14 protein-coding genes are annotated in these 16,295 nt (G+C 44.6%); 7 read left to right on the top strand and 7 right to left on the bottom strand.

All coding sequences use genetic code 11. The features are described 5' to 3' along the window. The first annotated feature begins 129 nt into the window (after positions 1 to 129). Complete coding sequence (locus R8N28_RS12690) at positions 130 to 1,485, top strand: cache domain-containing protein (RefSeq protein ID WP_005376873.1); 1,356 nt, start codon at positions 130 to 132, stop codon at positions 1,483 to 1,485. Continuing rightward, a complete protein-coding gene (locus tag R8N28_RS12685; RefSeq protein ID WP_017636110.1) occupies positions 1,478 to 2,116 on the top strand; it encodes a response regulator in 639 nt (212 codons plus the stop codon). Before R8N28_RS12690 ends, R8N28_RS12685 begins: the two co-directional genes overlap by 8 nt. Positions 2,117 to 2,156: 40 nt before the next feature. Here R8N28_RS12685 and R8N28_RS12680 read toward each other — a convergent pair whose 3' ends face one another. After that, complete coding sequence (locus R8N28_RS12680) at positions 2,157 to 2,633, bottom strand: MarR family winged helix-turn-helix transcriptional regulator (protein ID WP_005376877.1); 477 nt, start codon at positions 2,631 to 2,633, stop codon at positions 2,157 to 2,159. Between the two features lie 387 nt (positions 2,634 to 3,020). Here R8N28_RS12680 and R8N28_RS12675 point away from each other — a divergent pair, with 387 nt between their 5' ends. Both R8N28_RS12675 and R8N28_RS12670 read left to right on the top strand, forming a co-directional pair. After that, on the top strand, positions 3,021 to 4,592 hold the full coding sequence (locus R8N28_RS12675) for a BCCT family transporter (RefSeq protein ID WP_005376879.1): 1,572 nt from the start codon (positions 3,021 to 3,023) through the stop codon (positions 4,590 to 4,592). Positions 4,593 to 4,823: 231 nt separating this feature from the next. After that, on the top strand, positions 4,824 to 6,707 hold the full coding sequence (locus tag R8N28_RS12670; RefSeq protein ID WP_005376880.1) for a methyl-accepting chemotaxis protein: 1,884 nt from the start codon (positions 4,824 to 4,826) through the stop codon (positions 6,705 to 6,707). 71 nt (positions 6,708 to 6,778) lie between these two features. Here the strand turns inward: R8N28_RS12670 and R8N28_RS12665 are convergent, their stop codons facing one another. Both R8N28_RS12665 and R8N28_RS12660 read right to left on the bottom strand, forming a co-directional pair. Continuing rightward, the gene (locus tag R8N28_RS12665; RefSeq protein ID WP_005376881.1) at positions 6,779 to 7,498 is read right to left on the bottom strand and encodes a 3'-5' exonuclease; all 720 of its coding nucleotides are present in this window, start codon (positions 7,496 to 7,498) and stop codon (positions 6,779 to 6,781) included. 8 nt (positions 7,499 to 7,506) lie between these two features. Further along, on the bottom strand, positions 7,507 to 9,396 hold the full coding sequence (locus R8N28_RS12660; protein ID WP_005376882.1) for a DUF294 nucleotidyltransferase-like domain-containing protein: 1,890 nt from the start codon (positions 9,394 to 9,396) through the stop codon (positions 7,507 to 7,509). 314 nt (positions 9,397 to 9,710) lie between these two features. Between R8N28_RS12660 and R8N28_RS12655 the strand changes: the two genes are divergently transcribed. Continuing rightward, the gene (locus R8N28_RS12655; RefSeq protein WP_065274664.1) at positions 9,711 to 10,352 is read left to right on the top strand and encodes an outer membrane beta-barrel protein; all 642 of its coding nucleotides are present in this window, start codon (positions 9,711 to 9,713) and stop codon (positions 10,350 to 10,352) included. An 89-nt stretch (positions 10,353 to 10,441) separates the two neighbouring features. Here R8N28_RS12655 and R8N28_RS12650 read toward each other — a convergent pair whose 3' ends face one another. The 3 genes from R8N28_RS12650 to R8N28_RS12640 all read right to left on the bottom strand — a co-directional run bounded on the left by R8N28_RS12650 (position 10,442) and on the right by R8N28_RS12640 (position 12,740). Then, on the bottom strand, positions 10,442 to 11,632 hold the full coding sequence (locus R8N28_RS12650; RefSeq protein WP_005376884.1) for an amino acid aminotransferase: 1,191 nt from the start codon (positions 11,630 to 11,632) through the stop codon (positions 10,442 to 10,444). A 332-nt stretch (positions 11,633 to 11,964) separates the two neighbouring features. Then, complete coding sequence (locus R8N28_RS12645) at positions 11,965 to 12,264, bottom strand: hypothetical protein (protein ID WP_005376885.1); 300 nt, start codon at positions 12,262 to 12,264, stop codon at positions 11,965 to 11,967. A gap of 245 nt (positions 12,265 to 12,509) precedes the next feature. Continuing rightward, on the bottom strand, positions 12,510 to 12,740 hold the full coding sequence (locus R8N28_RS12640) for a hypothetical protein (protein ID WP_065274663.1): 231 nt from the start codon (positions 12,738 to 12,740) through the stop codon (positions 12,510 to 12,512). A gap of 259 nt (positions 12,741 to 12,999) precedes the next feature. On the opposite strand from R8N28_RS12640, the gene R8N28_RS12635 reads away from it, so the two are divergent. After that, positions 13,000 to 14,391 (top strand): PLP-dependent aminotransferase family protein, encoded by a 1,392-nt coding sequence (locus R8N28_RS12635; RefSeq protein ID WP_033905636.1) that lies wholly within the window; start codon positions 13,000 to 13,002, stop codon positions 14,389 to 14,391. 98 nt (positions 14,392 to 14,489) lie between these two features. Continuing rightward, positions 14,490 to 14,714 (top strand): hypothetical protein, encoded by a 225-nt coding sequence (locus R8N28_RS12630; protein ID WP_033905633.1) that lies wholly within the window; start codon positions 14,490 to 14,492, stop codon positions 14,712 to 14,714. 91 nt (positions 14,715 to 14,805) lie between these two features. Here R8N28_RS12630 and asnS read toward each other — a convergent pair whose 3' ends face one another. Then, positions 14,806 to 16,206 carry an asparagine--tRNA ligase gene (gene asnS / locus R8N28_RS12625; RefSeq protein WP_054577700.1) on the bottom strand — a complete coding sequence of 467 codons (1,401 nt, stop codon included), beginning with the start codon at positions 16,204 to 16,206 and terminating at the stop codon, positions 14,806 to 14,808. Positions 16,207 to 16,295 lie beyond the last annotated feature (89 nt).

Here is a 16,295-nt window from a genome sequence, read left to right as displayed (position 1 = left end):
TGTGAACTGAGAGTTTTTACCTTTTGAGACAAGTTGTTAAGCTGTTAATTATGTCTATGCAGACACAATCGATTCGTTTGTACTGCTAAGATAGTAAGCTGTAAAGGCAGCGTTTCATGGAGGGAAGGGATGCCTCTCAAAGCAAAGTTAATTCTGCTGACACTGATACCCGTGGTATTGGTGTCAGCGAGTATCAGCTGGATCTCTATCTATCAAACCAAGACCCTTGGCAAAAGGGAGGTGGAGATCTTTCATCAAAACCTGATCCAATCAAAAGAAGCGGCGCTGAAAGATACGGTCGACGTCGCTTTTGACTCCATTTCTTACATCTACAACGATCCGACTTTAGAAGAGAGTGTTGCCAAAACGCGTGTGAAAGCGATTTTAAATCGTTTGAGTTATGGGTCGGACGGCTATTTTTTTGCTTATGATAAATATGGTACCAACCTTGTACACCCAGTTCTTCCGGAGCTTGTCGGGGAAAACTTACTCTATCTTGAAGACGAAAATGGCGATCGCTTAATCGAAGCTTTATTGTATCAAGCGCAATCAGGTGGAGGCTTTCATCAGTACCTATGGCAAAAGCCATCTACGGGTGAAGTCGTCCCTAAGCTTAGTTACGCTGCATGGCTCGATAAGTGGGAATGGATGATAGGTACTGGGCTGTATATTGAGGATGTAAGCCGAGAAGTCGCCAATATGCGCGCGGCAGTGAACAAAAATATCGAAACGACATTTTTCTCAGTCGTCGTGATCTTAGCGGTGACCGTTGCTGTAATCATTGTTCTCACTTTGGCGATCAATCTGCACGAGCATCGCCTCGCTGATAAGAACCTGAAAGAATTGGCACATAAAACCGTGATGTTCCAAGAAGATGAGAAAAAGCATTTAGCGCGAGAACTGCATGATGGAATCAATCAGTTGTTAGTCTCCAGTAAATGTCATTTAGACTTAATGAGTCATAGACTGGAAGACGAAAAACTCAAATCCCACTTAGATAAATCACAACGATCGCTCGTCACCGCGATAAATGAGGTGCGGCATATTTCTCATCAGCTCCGTCCAAGCGCCCTCGATGATATCGGTTTAGAAGCAGCACTGACGACCTTGCTACAGGATTTTCATTCCCATTCCGGGATTGATATCGAGAGCAATTTCGATACTCAGCAGCACAAACTGACTTCGGAAGTCGCAACGACGCTATATCGCGTCGCTCAGGAGTCTTTGAATAACATTGAAAAACATGCGCGAGCGAAAAAAGTAACGGTTACTTTGCAAAAAATGGGCAATATGCTGCAATTACTCATACGTGACGATGGGGTTGGATTTGTGGTTAACCATGCAGTGCACCAACAAGGGATTGGGTTAAGGAACATGCAAGAGCGTGTAGAGTTCATCGGTGGTGAATTTGAGCTAATGAGTGAGCTTGGCTTGGGAACAGAGATTACTGTGCTGCTTAATTTGGATGAAATAGTTTATGGATAAACCGATTAGTGTAGTGATTGTCGATGATCATCAAGTGGTATTGGATGGCTTCATGGCTCGTTTGGAGTTAGAGTCTGACATCGAAGTGGTGGGTACAGCAAGTAATGGCTTGGAAGCGATAGAGGTCGCAAAACACTTGCAACCGGACGTCATATTGATGGATATCAGCATGCCAATAATGAACGGTATTGAAGCGACTGGTGTAATTAAAGAAGCTCGCCCAGAGAGCAAAATACTTATGTTGACCATGCACGATAATCGCGAGTACATCATGAAGGTCATGCAAGCTGGTGCCGTAGGATATATGCTCAAGGAAATCTCGGCCGAGAAAATGGTGCAAGCAATAAAAACGGTGAACCAAGGCTCGACGTATTTCTGTGAATCCGTCACACAAACACTCTTTACCCAAGAAGTGGTGCCTGCCACGCAAAAAACGAATCCTCTCAGCCGCAGGGAAGAAGCGGTACTTAAATTAGTTGCTCAAGGAAACAGCAGCAAAAAAATCGCCACTTTACTCAATATTAGTTATCGAACGGTAGAGACGCATCGCCATAACATTAAGCACAAGTTGGACTTACATTCGACGGCAGAGTTAGCAAAATATGCGTTTGAAACTGGCTTGACTGAGTAGGAGAGTAGTGCCCGCAAAAAGCGAGCACGTGGGAGCGAAACTAATCGGCTTTGGTAATGCTACCAAGCTCTAGCATTGGAGCAACATCGATGTCCTCTGCATTCATCATCGTCGAGATGCGTTGAACGGAAGATAGTAGAAGGGATTGCTCCCATTCTTCCAATTTTTGGAATCGATTAATGAAGTGCTCTTGCAGCGGCGTTGGTGCTTGTTTTAAGGCTTCTTGGCCCTTGCTCGTAAGTACAGCATGCACTTTACGCTTGTCTTGAACACTGCGCTGACGCTCAACAAACTGGCCTCGTTCTAGTCTATCTAGAATGGTCGTTGCGGTCGCTTGGCTCATGTTAGTGTGGCTAGACAACTGTTTAATCGTCACGTTATCTAAGTCATTGATAGCGCGCATCAAAATCAACTGTGGAGCAGTCAATCCAGACTCTTTGCTCAGCTTTTTAGAATGTAAATCAATAGCGCGGATGATCTGACGAATCGAGACCAATACTTCTTCGTACTTTTCCAATTTATTCATCCAGTCTGTAGGGAACATTTATCGAGGCGACACTAACTTAAATGCGCCCTTATTTAAAGGGGGGAAATCAAAAATTACCCCTACAATTTTACGCCGTGTCCTCAATACCATTTTGTCGCGCCTTTTCGACAAAATAAGAAGAGCTAAAATTATTATAGCAATAAATGTTTGTGGTCTAACTATTGTGGTAGTGATTTGTTCTATCAAAGGCCGTAACCACACAGTGAAAAGTAAGTTATTGGATTTTTTAATAGCAAAAAGATAGACAAAAACGTGTCAAATGATAGGATCTTGCGCCTTCACGGAATGCAAAACGTATCGTGTTCGAAAGATTTTTTTGTTTGGTACGTAAAAACACTACAAAAATAGAGAGGAACGATGACAAAGGGTATAGATAAGTACAGTATCGATAGTACCGACTATACGGTAGGTCAGGACAACGTTCAAAAATGGGGTTTTGATGTTCATAACCCAGTTTTTGGTATTAGTGCAGGTTTAATTGCGCTGTTTCTTGTCGCTGCATTAGTTCTAGATGCACATACCGCAAAGACGGCACTTGATGGGCTGAAGTGGAAAATTATTGGTTCATTCGATTGGTTGTTCATTATTGCAGGTAACATTTTCGTTATTTTCTGTTTGGCGCTTATCGTCTCACCAATGGGTAAGATTCGACTAGGTGGTAAAGACGCTGTTGCCGATTACTCGTTTATGTCATGGCTTGCAATGCTATTTGCAGCTGGTATGGGTATCGGTTTAATGTTCTGGAGTGTTGCAGAACCTGTCGCTTACTTCACCGGTTGGTATGAAACGCCACTTGGTGTTGAGGCAAATACACCAGAAGCCGCGAGATTGGCACTGGGTGCAACGATGTTCCACTGGGGCCTTCACCCATGGGCAATTTACGGTGTTGTAGCACTTTCTTTAGCATTCTTTGCCTACAACAAAGGTTTACCGCTATCTATGCGTTCGATCTTCTACCCACTTCTGGGTGATCGTGCATGGGGTTGGGCTGGCCACATTGTGGACATTCTGGCTGTGCTTGCGACTTTATTTGGTCTTGCTACATCCCTAGGTCTAGGTGCGCAGCAAGCAGCAAGTGGGATTCATCACGTATTTGGTGTTGAGCCAGGCCTAGGTCTGCAAATCGTCGTTATTACCGTGGTGACTTTACTTGCTGTTGTTTCAGTCGTACGCGGCATCGATGGTGGTGTTAAAGTCATTAGTAACATCAACATGGTTGTGGCGTTCTTGCTACTTCTCCTTGTTGGTCTTATCGGTTGGGCGGCGAGCCTAGGTTCGATTCCAACCACACTTATGGCATATGTAGAGAATATCATCCCACTAAGTAACCCGTTTGGTCGTACGGACGAAGCTTGGTTCCAAGGCTGGACAGTGTTCTACTGGGCTTGGTGGATTTCATGGTCGCCATTCGTAGGCATGTTCATCGCGCGTGTTTCTCGTGGTCGTACCGTTCGCGAGTTCATCACAGCAGTTCTACTGGTTCCAACTGCGGTTACCGTTGTTTGGATGTCTGTATTTGGTGGCCTGGCGATCGAGCAAGTTGTTGATAAAGTAGGTGAGCTGGGCACAAATGGCTTGACTGACGTATCACTTGCTATGTTCCAAATGTTTGATGTTCTTCCATTTGGTAGCATGCTTTCTATCATCGCTGTTGTGTTGGTACTTGTGTTCTTCATTACGTCTTCTGACTCTGGTTCACTTGTTATCGACAGTATCACGGCAGGTGGTAAAGTCGATGCACCTGTACTTCAACGTGTCTTCTGGGCATTCATGGAAGGTGCAATTGCGGTTGCTCTGCTATGGATTGGTGGCTCCGAGGCGGTTCAAGCTCTTCAGGCTGGTGCCATTTCTACAGCACTGCCATTTACCTTCATTCTGCTTGCAATGTGTGTGAGCTTATTGATGGGTATGCGAACTGAGCGTCAGTAATTCGGCATTTTATAAAACCGTTTGACTAACAATTAATCAAAAGGCCAGCAATTTGCTGGCTTTTTTTGTGCGGTTTTTATGACGCTCGAGACAAAAAAATGACACATGAAAGTTCATATTTTACAAAGAGTTAATGTGCTATTTTGTTTTTTAAAAATTAGTGAATAGTCGTAAAAAAGTGTGTAATATTCATGCACCTTAACTGTTCTCCCAACTCAAAAAACTATAAATATGAAATTATCATTAAAACAAAAGCTTATAGGCGCAAGCCTTTCTGCTGTTGTTGTGATGGCAACAGCACTTACTTGGTTGTCGGCTGGTCAATTATTTGATCAGACTCGTTCAGGTGTCTATTCACGTGCGCAAAGTCTTAGTACTACTGCGTCAGAGGGAATTTCTGATTGGGTCAATATCCGTAAAGATATTGCCACTGCGTTCAACGACTACTCGACCGAGCAAGACGTTGTTCCTTTCCTACAACAAGCTCGCAAGGCTGGTGGCTTCGATGACATCTTCCTTGGTACACCAAACGGTGATATGTACCGCTCTCATCCGGAGCGTAACCGTGCTGATTATGACCCTCGCACACGTCCTTGGTACAAGGATGCTGATGCCGCGGGTAAGCAAATCATCACAGCCGCATATCAAGACGCAATCACGAATGCACTACTTGTGACCATTGCTGAGCCAGTAATGAAAAATGGTCAGTTTGTTGGTGTTGTTGGTGCGGACGTACTGATCGATCAGCTTATCAGCGATGTGATTAACTTAGATGCAGGTGAAAACGCGCATGCGATGCTAATCGACATGAATGAAGGCACCTTCTTAGCGCATCCAGATAAAAGCTTGACGCTTAAGCCTATCACCAGTGTTCTAAAAGATTTTTCAGAAGAGGCAATTGAGCGCGCCGCCGATGAAGGTCGTATCGAAGATACGGTAATCAAAGGAAAAGAGAAGCTTTACTACTTCAATAAAGTTCCTGGTACGCATTGGATGTTTGCGATTGAAATGGATCGCGCAACAGAAGAAGCAGGTCATGCGGTATTGCTACGAGATCTATTGTTTACTGCTGTGGCGATCACGATTGTGGTTATTCTTGCAGTTTCTTGGCTAGTTGGTTTCTTGTTCCGTGACTTGAACCGCGTATCAAATGCACTGGAAGAAATTGCATCTGGTGAAGGTGACTTAACGCAACGCCTAGAACCACGCAGTGATGATGAAGTAGGTAAACTGGCGGAAAACTTCAACCGTTTTGTTGGCAACATGCACACAATGGTTACTAAGCTTAGCCACGTATCTTCTGCGCTTTCAGAGCAAGCACGCACGACAGCACAGCAAGCTGAGGAGCGTAGTCAGCGTATCTCTTACCAGCAAGATGAAATCAACATGGTGGCGACGGCCGTGAACGAAATGGCAGCAGCGACACAAGAAATTGCAGGTAATGCTGATAGCACGGCAAGTAACTCAGAAGAAGCGGTTCAAGCTTGTTCACACGGTTCAAGCCAAGTAACTCAAACGCAAGGCTCTATTCAGAACTTAGCGCAAGAAGTTCAAGTTGCTACTGATGTGATTCAAGAGCTAGAAGCACACGGAAATAGCATCAATACGATTCTATCAACGATTCAAGGCATTGCAGAGCAAACGAACCTACTTGCACTTAACGCGGCGATCGAAGCGGCACGTGCAGGTGAGCAAGGCCGTGGTTTTGCTGTGGTTGCAGATGAAGTCCGCGTATTGAGCCAACGTACTCATGCTTCAACGCAAGAGATTCAAGAAACTATCGAGATGCTACAAGGCACAACAGCCAAAGCGGTCGGTATTATGGGTGACAGTCGTCGTCTAGCTGATACCAGTGTTGATGATGCCAATGCGGCTGCAGCGAGCTTGACGCAAATCCACACTGCTGTTGAGCGTATCAGTGATATGGCAACGCAGATTGCTTCAGCAGCAGAAGAGCAAGCATCGGTAACCACTGAGATCACTCGTAACACTGAAGGTATTCGTGACGTGTCTAACGAGCTGTCAGTCGAAGCTCATCAAGCAGCAGAACAAGCTGCTCACCTGTCTGAGCTATCACACGAACTTGAACAAGAGATTCAACGCTTTAAGCTGTAATCTTGTCTCAAGCTAAGCAAAAAAAGGAGCCATCTGGCTCCTTTTTTGATCGCTATTAAGCGTGAAGTATATTACAGCCAGAACTCACTGATGGGTTGCTCTTCACTGTAATGATGGGCGATTTGCGCTTGCAGTAGCTCTGCGGTAGCAATTGCATCGGTTAATGCATGGTGAGGCGTATAGTCTGGCAGCCCATAACGGCGTCGAGATTGCGCTAGCCGAACCGATTCTGGTTTTTTCCCTTTTAAACGCTCCCAGAGAGAGCCTGAACGTTTCTGTTGAATCGTTTCTTCAAGGTGCAGCGTATCTAAAACAGGAAACTCAATACCTTCCCCTAAACGGCTTTTGAGCGCTTTATCCAGAAACTCTCTCTCGATACGACGGTAATGAACAACAATGATTTTCCCGCTTAAGCATGGTAGCAGCTCGCTTAAGATATCGCCTAAGTCAGGCGCATCGATCAATTCGCTGTGAGTAATACCGTGTATAATGACTGAATCTTCATCGAGTGCACGCTGTGGACGTACCTTCCAATGACGCGAGTTACGTAGGAAAATTCGCTTCAGGTTAAACGGCACCAAACCAATAGTAATGATGTCATGTTTTTCAGGATTCAAACCCGTCGTTTCGAAATCTAACGCCACGAACTCTACCTCAGATAACGGTGTTTCTGGAGCAGGCGGCTTGTTGCTATAAAACGCAATTAAATTCTCATCCTTCGCCATCTCCAGCTTTTGTTCAAACTTCGTTGGCCACTGAATGGTTGGCTTTTGAAAGAGCTTTTTAATCATGCTAAACCTCACTTAAAGCTCTTGTTCGCTTGGTAGCGGAACTTAAGGAAATTTTGACCATTGCTTAGGATCTGGAATGCATCCTTTAGGTTGCGACGTTCAAACTCAGAGAGGTTTTCCGGTTCGATATTGTTATCAGGCTCAATGCCTAGTTCCACGTCCGTCGCTTGGTGACGAATACGCACCATGGAAATAAACTCTAACGCGTCTTTTAAGTCTTGTGCTCGACCTTTTGGCAAAATGCCAGCGTCAATGATGTCGTCGAGACGCTCAAACGAGTTCTGTGCACGTGAGCCAACTGCCAGAGAGTGAACACGAATTAAGTCGACCAGAGGAGCAGTACCGCGACGTTTGAGGTTGATGGAGTTGTTGTGTCTGCCATCTTTTTCCATCACGAAGTCTTTAAAGAAGCCCAGAGGTGGTGTTCTGTTTAGTGCGTTACGAGCCAAACACGCTAAGAAGCGGTTGTTCTTTCGAGCGCGACGAACAATAAAGCTGGTTAACTGTTCTGCCCATTTTAAGCGGCCATAGACGCCATCCAAATCGAAAAAGATGGAGGCGTTGAGTAGTGCTTTCGGGTTCGGGTTATCAATCCAGTCAGCAAAACACTCTTCCCACTCTGAACGAGTCATGCGCCATAGTGGGTTGGTTGCCATAATATCGCCTGTGCAATATTTGTAGCCACAGGCATCTAACCCATCGCTGACGTATTTTGCTAGGGCTTCGAAGTATTTACCATGTTTCTCCTCTTGATAAGTCTCATCTAGAATGATGGCGTTATCTTGGTCAGTCACCAACAGTTGCTCATCTCGCCCCATTGAGCCAAGTGCAAGGAAACAATAAGGAATTGGCGGTGGGCCAAGCTCTTCTTCTGCCATTTCTAGCAGACGCTGTTTGAAGCTTCGGCCAATGACCGACATCGCGCTACCCACCATGTGAGAGTTGGCATCTTCATTGACAAGACGCACGAAGCTGCTTTTCACTTCTTCGGCAACAACTGCTAAATCTTCGATAGTCTGTTGTTGGAAAATACTACTCACCAACAACAACGAATTCTGAGATTCATAACGAACAATGTCGGTTGTTTCGATAATACCGATTGGTAATTGGTTTTTTACCACTGGTAGGTGGTGTACGTTGTAACGCAGCATCGTTAACATTGCTTCATAGATGTAAGCGTTGTGGTCAAGAGACATGACTTCAGTGGTCATCACACTGGACACATCGTCCTGTGGGGACAAACCTTCAGCTAACACACGGGTACACAAGTCACGGTCAGTAATGATACCAAGTACTGGGGACTGTGGATCGTCTTCGTCACGAACGAAATCTGGGTCGACGATAAGTAAAGCCGATACGTTGTCATTCGCCATTTGCTGCGCGGCTTGTTGGATTGTCTGACCACGATCAATCGTATGAGCCTCGCCAGTCAGCAAGGTTTTCACTTTCGATGTCGTCAGGTCATTGGCGTCTTTGTTTTCTGAAATGGCTTGGCGTAAACGAGCGCTATTTTCAACTTCAACAAAATCCGCAAAGGAATCAAAGTTATCGTAAATTTCTTGGAAAATGTCACCAGGAATACAGTAGAGCAGGGTATCCTCAATGGCTTTTACCGGAAAGCGGACTTTGTTATTGGTGAGCATGCCCATCTGGCCAAATAGGTCACCTTCGTCAAGGCGATTATACAGCTCACCTTTGCGTCGATAAACTTCAACAACACCGCTTCGCACCACGTATAAATCTTGGATATAGTCTCCAAAATGGATGATGGGGGTATCTTCTCGGTAGTACGAGATTTCGACACTCTCTGTCACCTTGTTTAGTGTTTCTTCAGGGAGTTCATTGAACGGGGGATACTTGGCGAGAAAGTTGTAAATCTCGAGAAGTTCTGCATCCATCGAAGGCGCCTTTTAGTTCGCAAATAATAAAGTAATCTTAACTTAGTTTTAAAACAGAGTCTTATCTGAACCGCGATTTTCGTGCTCAGTCATAAGATTCTGACATATCGCACGATAAGGGAGCTTCATTTTTACTACTATATGGTCACCTCAATTGAAAAAGACGTCGCCGATATGTTTTCTTCGTGATGACTGATTAGATCTTTGGCTGTTTCAGATCGTTATCACGTCTTTAGATTAAGCTATTCTTCTTGAGCCAAGTAGCTCAGGCGATGGAATACAGTGTTTAGATAATTCTCATGAAAGGAAGTCGAATGGTGAGAAATTTATTGCTTGTTTCTTTAGCTGCTTTGCCGGCGATATCAAGCGCAGTGGTCATGGACCAAGCAGAAAAATTTGGGTACGAACACATTCATTTGGATGTTGGTGCCGGAACGACAAACGAAGAATGGTTAGATAACTCTAATACGACCACAGTGGGACTCGGTGGTAACTATTTGTTTACTGAGAATTGGTTGTTTAATGTTGATTACTCAGCGCAGTTTTTCCATCCGGATGATTTTACTCTTCGCATTGACCGCCTTTTGTTTGGTGGTGGTTACCGTTATGGAGTTACAGAGCAATTCGATATCTACGGGATATATGGAATAGGCGCAATCAAAGCGAAAGCGACGGACGACAAAACGGATAATACGTTGTCTTCCGATAGCGAATTGATTCAAGCTGTAACTGTTGGGGTGAATTACTTGCTCAGTGAAAAGCTTATTGCGACAGCTGAAGTGGAGTTGAACCGTAGTGATATCGTTGATGAGAACAATTTTAAGATCGGTCTTAACTACCAATGGCATAAAATCATCGGCACTGGTCTTTTTTATCAGTTTAGAGATACTGATTACAGCGGTGAAAGCTCAGATTACGTCAATGAAGTTGGGCTGAGTTTGAAGTTTGTCTACTAGATCGGACGGGTTCGTTTTTGGCGTTAAGTTAAAACAAAAAAGGTCAGCTTATGCTGACCTTTCCTTTTAACAAAGTATGCGACAGTCGATTATAAAACCGCTGCAATGCCTTTACACAGAGGGCCCATATTTGACTTCGTCATACCAGCAACACTGATTCGGCCAGAACCGACAATGTAAATACCGAACTCTTCTTTAAGGCGGTTAACTTGCTCTTTAGAAAGACCAGAGAAAGAGAACATACCATTTTGACGTTCGATGAAACTAAAGTCTGCGTCCACACCTTCTGCTTTTAGTGTCGCTACAAATAGTTCACGCATTTCTTGAATACGGTCACGCATTTCTGCTACTTCAGCTTCCCATTCCGCACGCATTTCGGCGTTGCCAAGAATGTGAGTCACGACAGCACTGCCGTGTGCAGGTGGGTTAGAGTAGATAGAGCGAATAATGGCTTTAACTTGAGAAAATGCGGTTGTTGCGACTTCTTCTGACTCAGCTACTAACGTGAAGGCACCTACGCGTTCATTGTATAGGCCAAAGTTTTTCGAGAAAGAGCTCGCGACTAGGATTTCTTTGTTGTACTTAGCAAAAGTACGAAGACCTGCAGCATCTTCTTCCACACCTTTAGCAAAGCCTTGGTAGGCGAAGTCGAACAGAGGAAGCAATTTCTTCTCTGCGACAAGTTTCGCCAATGTTTCCCATTCTTCAGCCGTAGGATCGATCCCTGTAGGGTTGTGACAGCAGCCGTGTAGAAGCACGATGTCGCCTTCAGATGCAGATTGCAGATCATTTAGCATCGCATCGAAGTCTTTGTCTTTTGTTTCAGCATTGTAGTAGCTGTATTGTGCCGTTTCGATACCAGCAGCAGTAAATACGCCGTTGTGGTTCGCCCATGTTGGGTTGCTGATCCAGATCTTTACATCGCCTAGTTGACGTTTAATGAACTCGCCGGCAACACGTAGTGCACCAGTACCACCCGGAGCTTGAGCTGTTTTAGCGCGTTTTTCGTTTACAATTTCTGCATCAGAGCCGAAAAGCAGTTTTTGCACTGCAATACCGTACTCTGCTGTGCCTTCGATGGTTAGGTAAGATTTGGTTTTTTCAGTTTCAACAAGTGCTGCTTCAGCTTTCTTTACTGTCGCAAGAACGGGAGTTTCGCCTTGCTCGTTTTTGTAAATACCTACGCCAAGGTTAATTTTTTCTGCGCGAGCATCTTTTTTAAACTCTTCAGTAAGGCCAAGAATAGGGTCAGCCGGAGCGGCAACTACTTTTTCAAACATAATCTTCATCCATGTTAATCGAAGGGGTGTGCTAACATTTATACCTTTCAGCAATATTGGTTACAACCGTTACTGAAAAGAAAACCTAAAAAAGTTGCGATTTGAAACAGAATTCTAACATAACTAAAGTTTTTGCCATGAAAACGTTTGGTAGGCACAGAGTTTGAAGGGCATTTATGCCATGGTTGGAGAAGTTTTGCACACATCCCAATCGTTTCAATTCAGTGCTTTGCGTTAACGCGTTTATAGTTGTCTAGTGAGGATTTGTTGAGACAAAAACGCCCCACCAAAGGTGGAGCGTTTACTGTTAGAAGTATGGATATCGGTTGGGGTTACTTCTTCAGATTGATTTCCGACTCAACCGCATTGGTTTCGATGTCAGGGTTAGAAGAAAGTTTTTCAGTCGCCCAGTCGTTCATATGCTTTAAGATCGCTTTTAATGCGTGTTTTTCGGTTGGTACTTCTGTCTTTTCAACTTCAAGTTTTTGCTTCGGATGCGTACCCGTCGCATCTTCTGCAACGTGTAACCAATCTGGATGCCAGTAATAAGGTTGGCCGGAAGGAGAGCTCCAAGAATGTACGCCGTTGGATTCACCTTTGTATTTAATATCTTCTTCGTTGTATTTCGCCATTATTGTTTTCTCTCATAATCCATGAGTTGAGGTGTGCATCACCATTACTATTTAAATGTAACAGATGTAATGAAAATTAATGTGATAACAATCGACTTATTTTGCCCTTTGAACGCGATAGAAGATGCGTACTTCTCATTCAGAAGAATTTACTATTTGGCAGGTTTTAGCTTTATTTGTGTTTAAAGCATACGACGATGGATTCGCCTACCTAATGCTATTCTTGAACGGTGATAGAGCCTAAACTACTCATCATTCAAGTGTTTGAGAATCGCCGCTTTTGCATGCTCTTCTGTCGCTGTTTCTCCATCAGGGACTTCAAGGTCAGCCTTTTTGTGTTCACCCAAAGCATCTTCAGCGATATGCAGCCAATCAGGATGCCAATAATAAGGGGTGGTACTGCCAGGATGGTCCCAACTATGTACACCTTTATGTTTTCCGCGATACAAGAGATCGTCCATTGTAAAAACTTTCATCGCTTCCTCCTGATTTAAAGACCGTAGCTCGAAGTGAGTTTAACGCACTCAGTCCAACGTAAAACCTTGGCTTTTAGGTATTGCAAAGATGTGAGGCAATATGTGTGTAACAGTCAAAGTATGGGATATAAACGCTCACTTCGTGGCTGAAATATCTATTGATAAGCTTGATAAATTACGTTGCTAAATTGAATACTCCCATATCAGAATGCTGGCGCGAAGTATGCTATGGTGCGGCTGTAAGTGAAATGAGGGAAACATGAACCGATACCGTCAACTGGCTGAGCTGTTCAAAACGCAGATTCAGCAAAATACATGGAGAGCAGGGGAAAAGCTGCCATCAGTGCGTGTAACAAGCCGAAACCATTCTGTCAGCGCAGGTACGGTATTACAAGCTTATCAGCTGCTCGAAGCACAAGGTTGGGTCGCAGCGAAACCTCAGTCTGGATACTTTGTGACTGCGGAGTTGGACCGCTTCGAACCGAGTTCTCCAGCCACTTCCGTTTATCGCTCCAGCATCAACGATGAACTTTACGACTACCTCAAAAATCAGGCCTCATCGAATGCGGTGAAGTTTGGCTCCGCGTTTCCAGACCCAGCATTGTTCCCATTAGAAGCGCTAAACCGCAACCTAGCCAGCTCAGGCAGGAAGATGGGGGCAGAGACGTTATTGGATAACTTGCCGCCGGGCTGTGAGTCTCTACGCCGTTTGATTGCTCAACGGTACATCCAACAAGGTATGGTGTTTACCCATGATGATGTTGTCGTTACTTCTGGCGCATTAGAAGCGTTGAATTTGAGCCTTCAGGCCGTGACCCAGCCTGGAGATACTGTTGTAGTTGAATCACCGACGTTTTATGGCGCACTTCAAGCGATTGAACGTTTAGGTCTAAAGGCGATAGAAATAACGGTGGATCCGTTAACTGGACATTCAGTGGATCAAATTGAAGCGACTTTTGCCGACAATGATGTTCGCGCATGTTGGTTAATGACTAACTTTCACAATCCAACAGGAACCTTATTAAGTGACGGGCAGAAGCAACGTATCGTCGAACTGGCTGATAAATACGATGTGTACTTGATCGAAGATGATGTGTATTCAGAGCTTTATTTTTCTGAAAAAAAGCCAAGCTCACTTAAAGCTTTTGATACACAAGAACGCGTGTTGCATTGTGGATCATTTTCAAAAAGCCTTTGCCCTGGCTATAGGCTGGGCTGGGTGGTAAACAAACGCTTCAATGAGCAACTTCAAAAGCTGCAACTTATCTCGACGTTGTCAGGCAGTGCACCAATCCAGCAGGGTATCGCGCATTACTTACAAAACGATAGTTATGATAGCCATCTTAGAAAACTGCGAAAGAATCTTGAGCAGCGGCAATTGGCGTTTATTGAACTGGTTGATAAGTACTTTCCCCAATCGATTCGTTACACGCAACCGGAAGGCGGCTATTTTCTTTGGATAGAACTGCCGAAAACAAAGTGCGGAAAAGCGATTTATCAAAAGTTATTGGAAGCGAACATCACTGTAGCATTTGGTCAGTTGTTTTCTGTCGCTCCAAATTATGAGAACTACCTGAGGCTTAATACATCGTTACCTGTAAATGATGAATTAGAACAAGCCGTGAAGACGGTCGGAGAATTACTTCATTAGCCAACTGTTTACCTGTTTTTTGCTCAAACTGTATCAGTGGACGATACCGAAGCTGTGTTTCAATCATGGGCAGACAACCATTTAGGTTAGGAGCCGTAATGAAAAAGCAGTTGGTAAAGCATGAACTTAGGTTGATGGGTGTTGCTATTTTTAGCGCATTTTTGTTGGTGTTTGCACACTTGATATTGGCGAAATCTTTCTCTCATATGGTTTGGACGGAATACACTGCTGCCGTTATCCCATTTGTGATGTTTGGCTTGTGTGTGGTTGGAGTAAAATACGCAGCGCGAGCAGATGAGGATGACGACGAAGATAACAACTAGAGTGCATACACCGGTTGCTAGAAAATCATTCGTACAAAATAAAAGACCTCCACATGGGAGGTCTTTTTAATTCAATATCACTAAAAAGTGATTAGAAGTTCGCAGAGCGAGGAGTACGTGGGAATGGGATCACGTCACGAACGTTGCCCATACCAGTTACGTAAGATACTAGGCGCTCGAAGCCTAGACCGAAGCCTGCGTGTGGCACTGTACCGTATTTACGTAGGTCGCGGTACCAGCTCATATGTTCAGGATCGATACCCACTTCACGCATACGTGCATCTAGAATGTCTAGGCGCTCTTCACGCTGAGAACCACCGATGATTTCGCCGATGCCCGGTGCTAGAACGTCCATCGCTGCAACTGTTTTACCGTCATCGTTAGCACGCATGTAGAATGCTTTGATGTCTTTCGGGTAGTTCTTAACGATTACAGGTGCTTTGAAGTGTTCTTCAGCAAGGAAACGCTCGTGCTCAGAAGACATATCGATACCCCATTCAACTGGGAATTCGAACTCACGACCTGAATCAAGAAGGATCTGGATTGCGTCAGTGTAGTCAACCTGCGCGAAGTCAGAAGAAACGAACTGCTCTAGACGAGTGATTGCTTCTCTGTCGATGCGTTGAGCGAAGAACTCAAGGTCATCGCGACACTCTGCAAGCACTGCTTTAAACACGTACTTGAGCATGTCTTCAGCCAGTTTCGCTACATCATCCAGTTCTGCGAACGCAACTTCAGGCTCAACCATCCAGAACTCTGCTAGGTGGCGGCTTGTATTTGAGTTTTCAGCACGGAAAGTAGGGCCGAAAGTGTAAACTTTGCTTAGCGCACAAGCGTAAGCTTCTGCGTTTAGCTGACCAGATACGGTTAGGAACGTCTCTTTACCGAAGAAGTCTTCGTTGTAGTCCACTTTACCAGCGTCAGTGCGAGGAAGGTTTTCCATGTCTAGCGTAGATACACGGAACATTTCACCAGCGCCTTCAGCATCTGAAGCCGTGATCAACGGCGCAGATACCCAGAAGTAACCTTGCTCGTGGTAGAAGCGGTGGATTGCTTGAGATAGGCAGTTACGTACACGTGCTACTGCACCGATTACGTTTGTGCGCGGACGTAGGTGCGCAACTTCACGTAGGTACTCGATTGAGTGACGAGTTTTTGCCATTGGGTAAGTTTCAGCATCTTCAACCCAACCAACCACTTTAACGTCAGTGGCAGCAAGTTCGAAGTCTTGACCCTTTGCAGGAGATTCAACAATCTTACCAGTTACTTCAACAGAGCAGCCAGTCGTTAGCTTTAATACTTCGTCTTCGTAATTATTAAGATTATTTGGGACCACGGCCTGAATCGGGTCGAAACAAGAGCCGTCATATATGGCAAGGAAAGAGATTCCAGCTTTGGAATCACGACGTGAACGGATCCAGCCACGAACAGTCACTTCGCTGTCTACTGCTAGCTGACCTTTCAATACGTCTGATACAGGCGCGTAAGTCATGTTTTCAATATTCTCCATTGAGGTAAAAATTCAACTCAACGCTTACTTAAACTACTTGTCTGATAACATTTTTGTTCAAAAAACAAGCT

This window comes from Vibrio sp. Vb1554, assembly GCF_033344235.1.
This window is presented reverse-complemented; position numbering and strand designations above follow the sequence as displayed.

Bases quoted from the DNA above. Each gene is read 5' to 3' on its own strand.
- R8N28_RS12690 (WP_005376873.1), top strand. From the start codon at position 130: ATGCCTCTCAAAGCAAAGTTAATTCTGCTGACACTGATACCCGTGGTA.
- R8N28_RS12685 (WP_017636110.1), top strand. From the start codon at position 1,478: ATGGATAAACCGATTAGTGTAGTGATTGTCGATGATCATCAAGTGGTA.
- R8N28_RS12675 (WP_005376879.1), top strand. From the start codon at position 3,021: ATGACAAAGGGTATAGATAAGTACAGTATCGATAGTACCGACTATACG.
- R8N28_RS12670 (WP_005376880.1), top strand. From the start codon at position 4,824: ATGAAATTATCATTAAAACAAAAGCTTATAGGCGCAAGCCTTTCTGCT.
- R8N28_RS12665 (WP_005376881.1), bottom strand. From the start codon at position 7,498: ATGATTAAAAAGCTCTTTCAAAAGCCAACCATTCAGTGGCCAACGAAG.
- R8N28_RS12660 (WP_005376882.1), bottom strand. From the start codon at position 9,396: ATGGATGCAGAACTTCTCGAGATTTACAACTTTCTCGCCAAGTATCCC.
- R8N28_RS12655 (WP_065274664.1), top strand. From the start codon at position 9,711: ATGGTGAGAAATTTATTGCTTGTTTCTTTAGCTGCTTTGCCGGCGATA.
- R8N28_RS12650 (WP_005376884.1), bottom strand. From the start codon at position 11,632: ATGTTTGAAAAAGTAGTTGCCGCTCCGGCTGACCCTATTCTTGGCCTT.
- R8N28_RS12645 (WP_005376885.1), bottom strand. From the start codon at position 12,264: ATGGCGAAATACAACGAAGAAGATATTAAATACAAAGGTGAATCCAAC.
- R8N28_RS12640 (WP_065274663.1), bottom strand. From the start codon at position 12,740: ATGAAAGTTTTTACAATGGACGATCTCTTGTATCGCGGAAAACATAAA.
- R8N28_RS12635 (WP_033905636.1), top strand. From the start codon at position 13,000: ATGAACCGATACCGTCAACTGGCTGAGCTGTTCAAAACGCAGATTCAG.
- R8N28_RS12630 (WP_033905633.1), top strand. From the start codon at position 14,490: ATGAAAAAGCAGTTGGTAAAGCATGAACTTAGGTTGATGGGTGTTGCT.
- asnS (WP_054577700.1), bottom strand. From the start codon at position 16,206: ATGACTTACGCGCCTGTATCAGACGTATTGAAAGGTCAGCTAGCAGTA.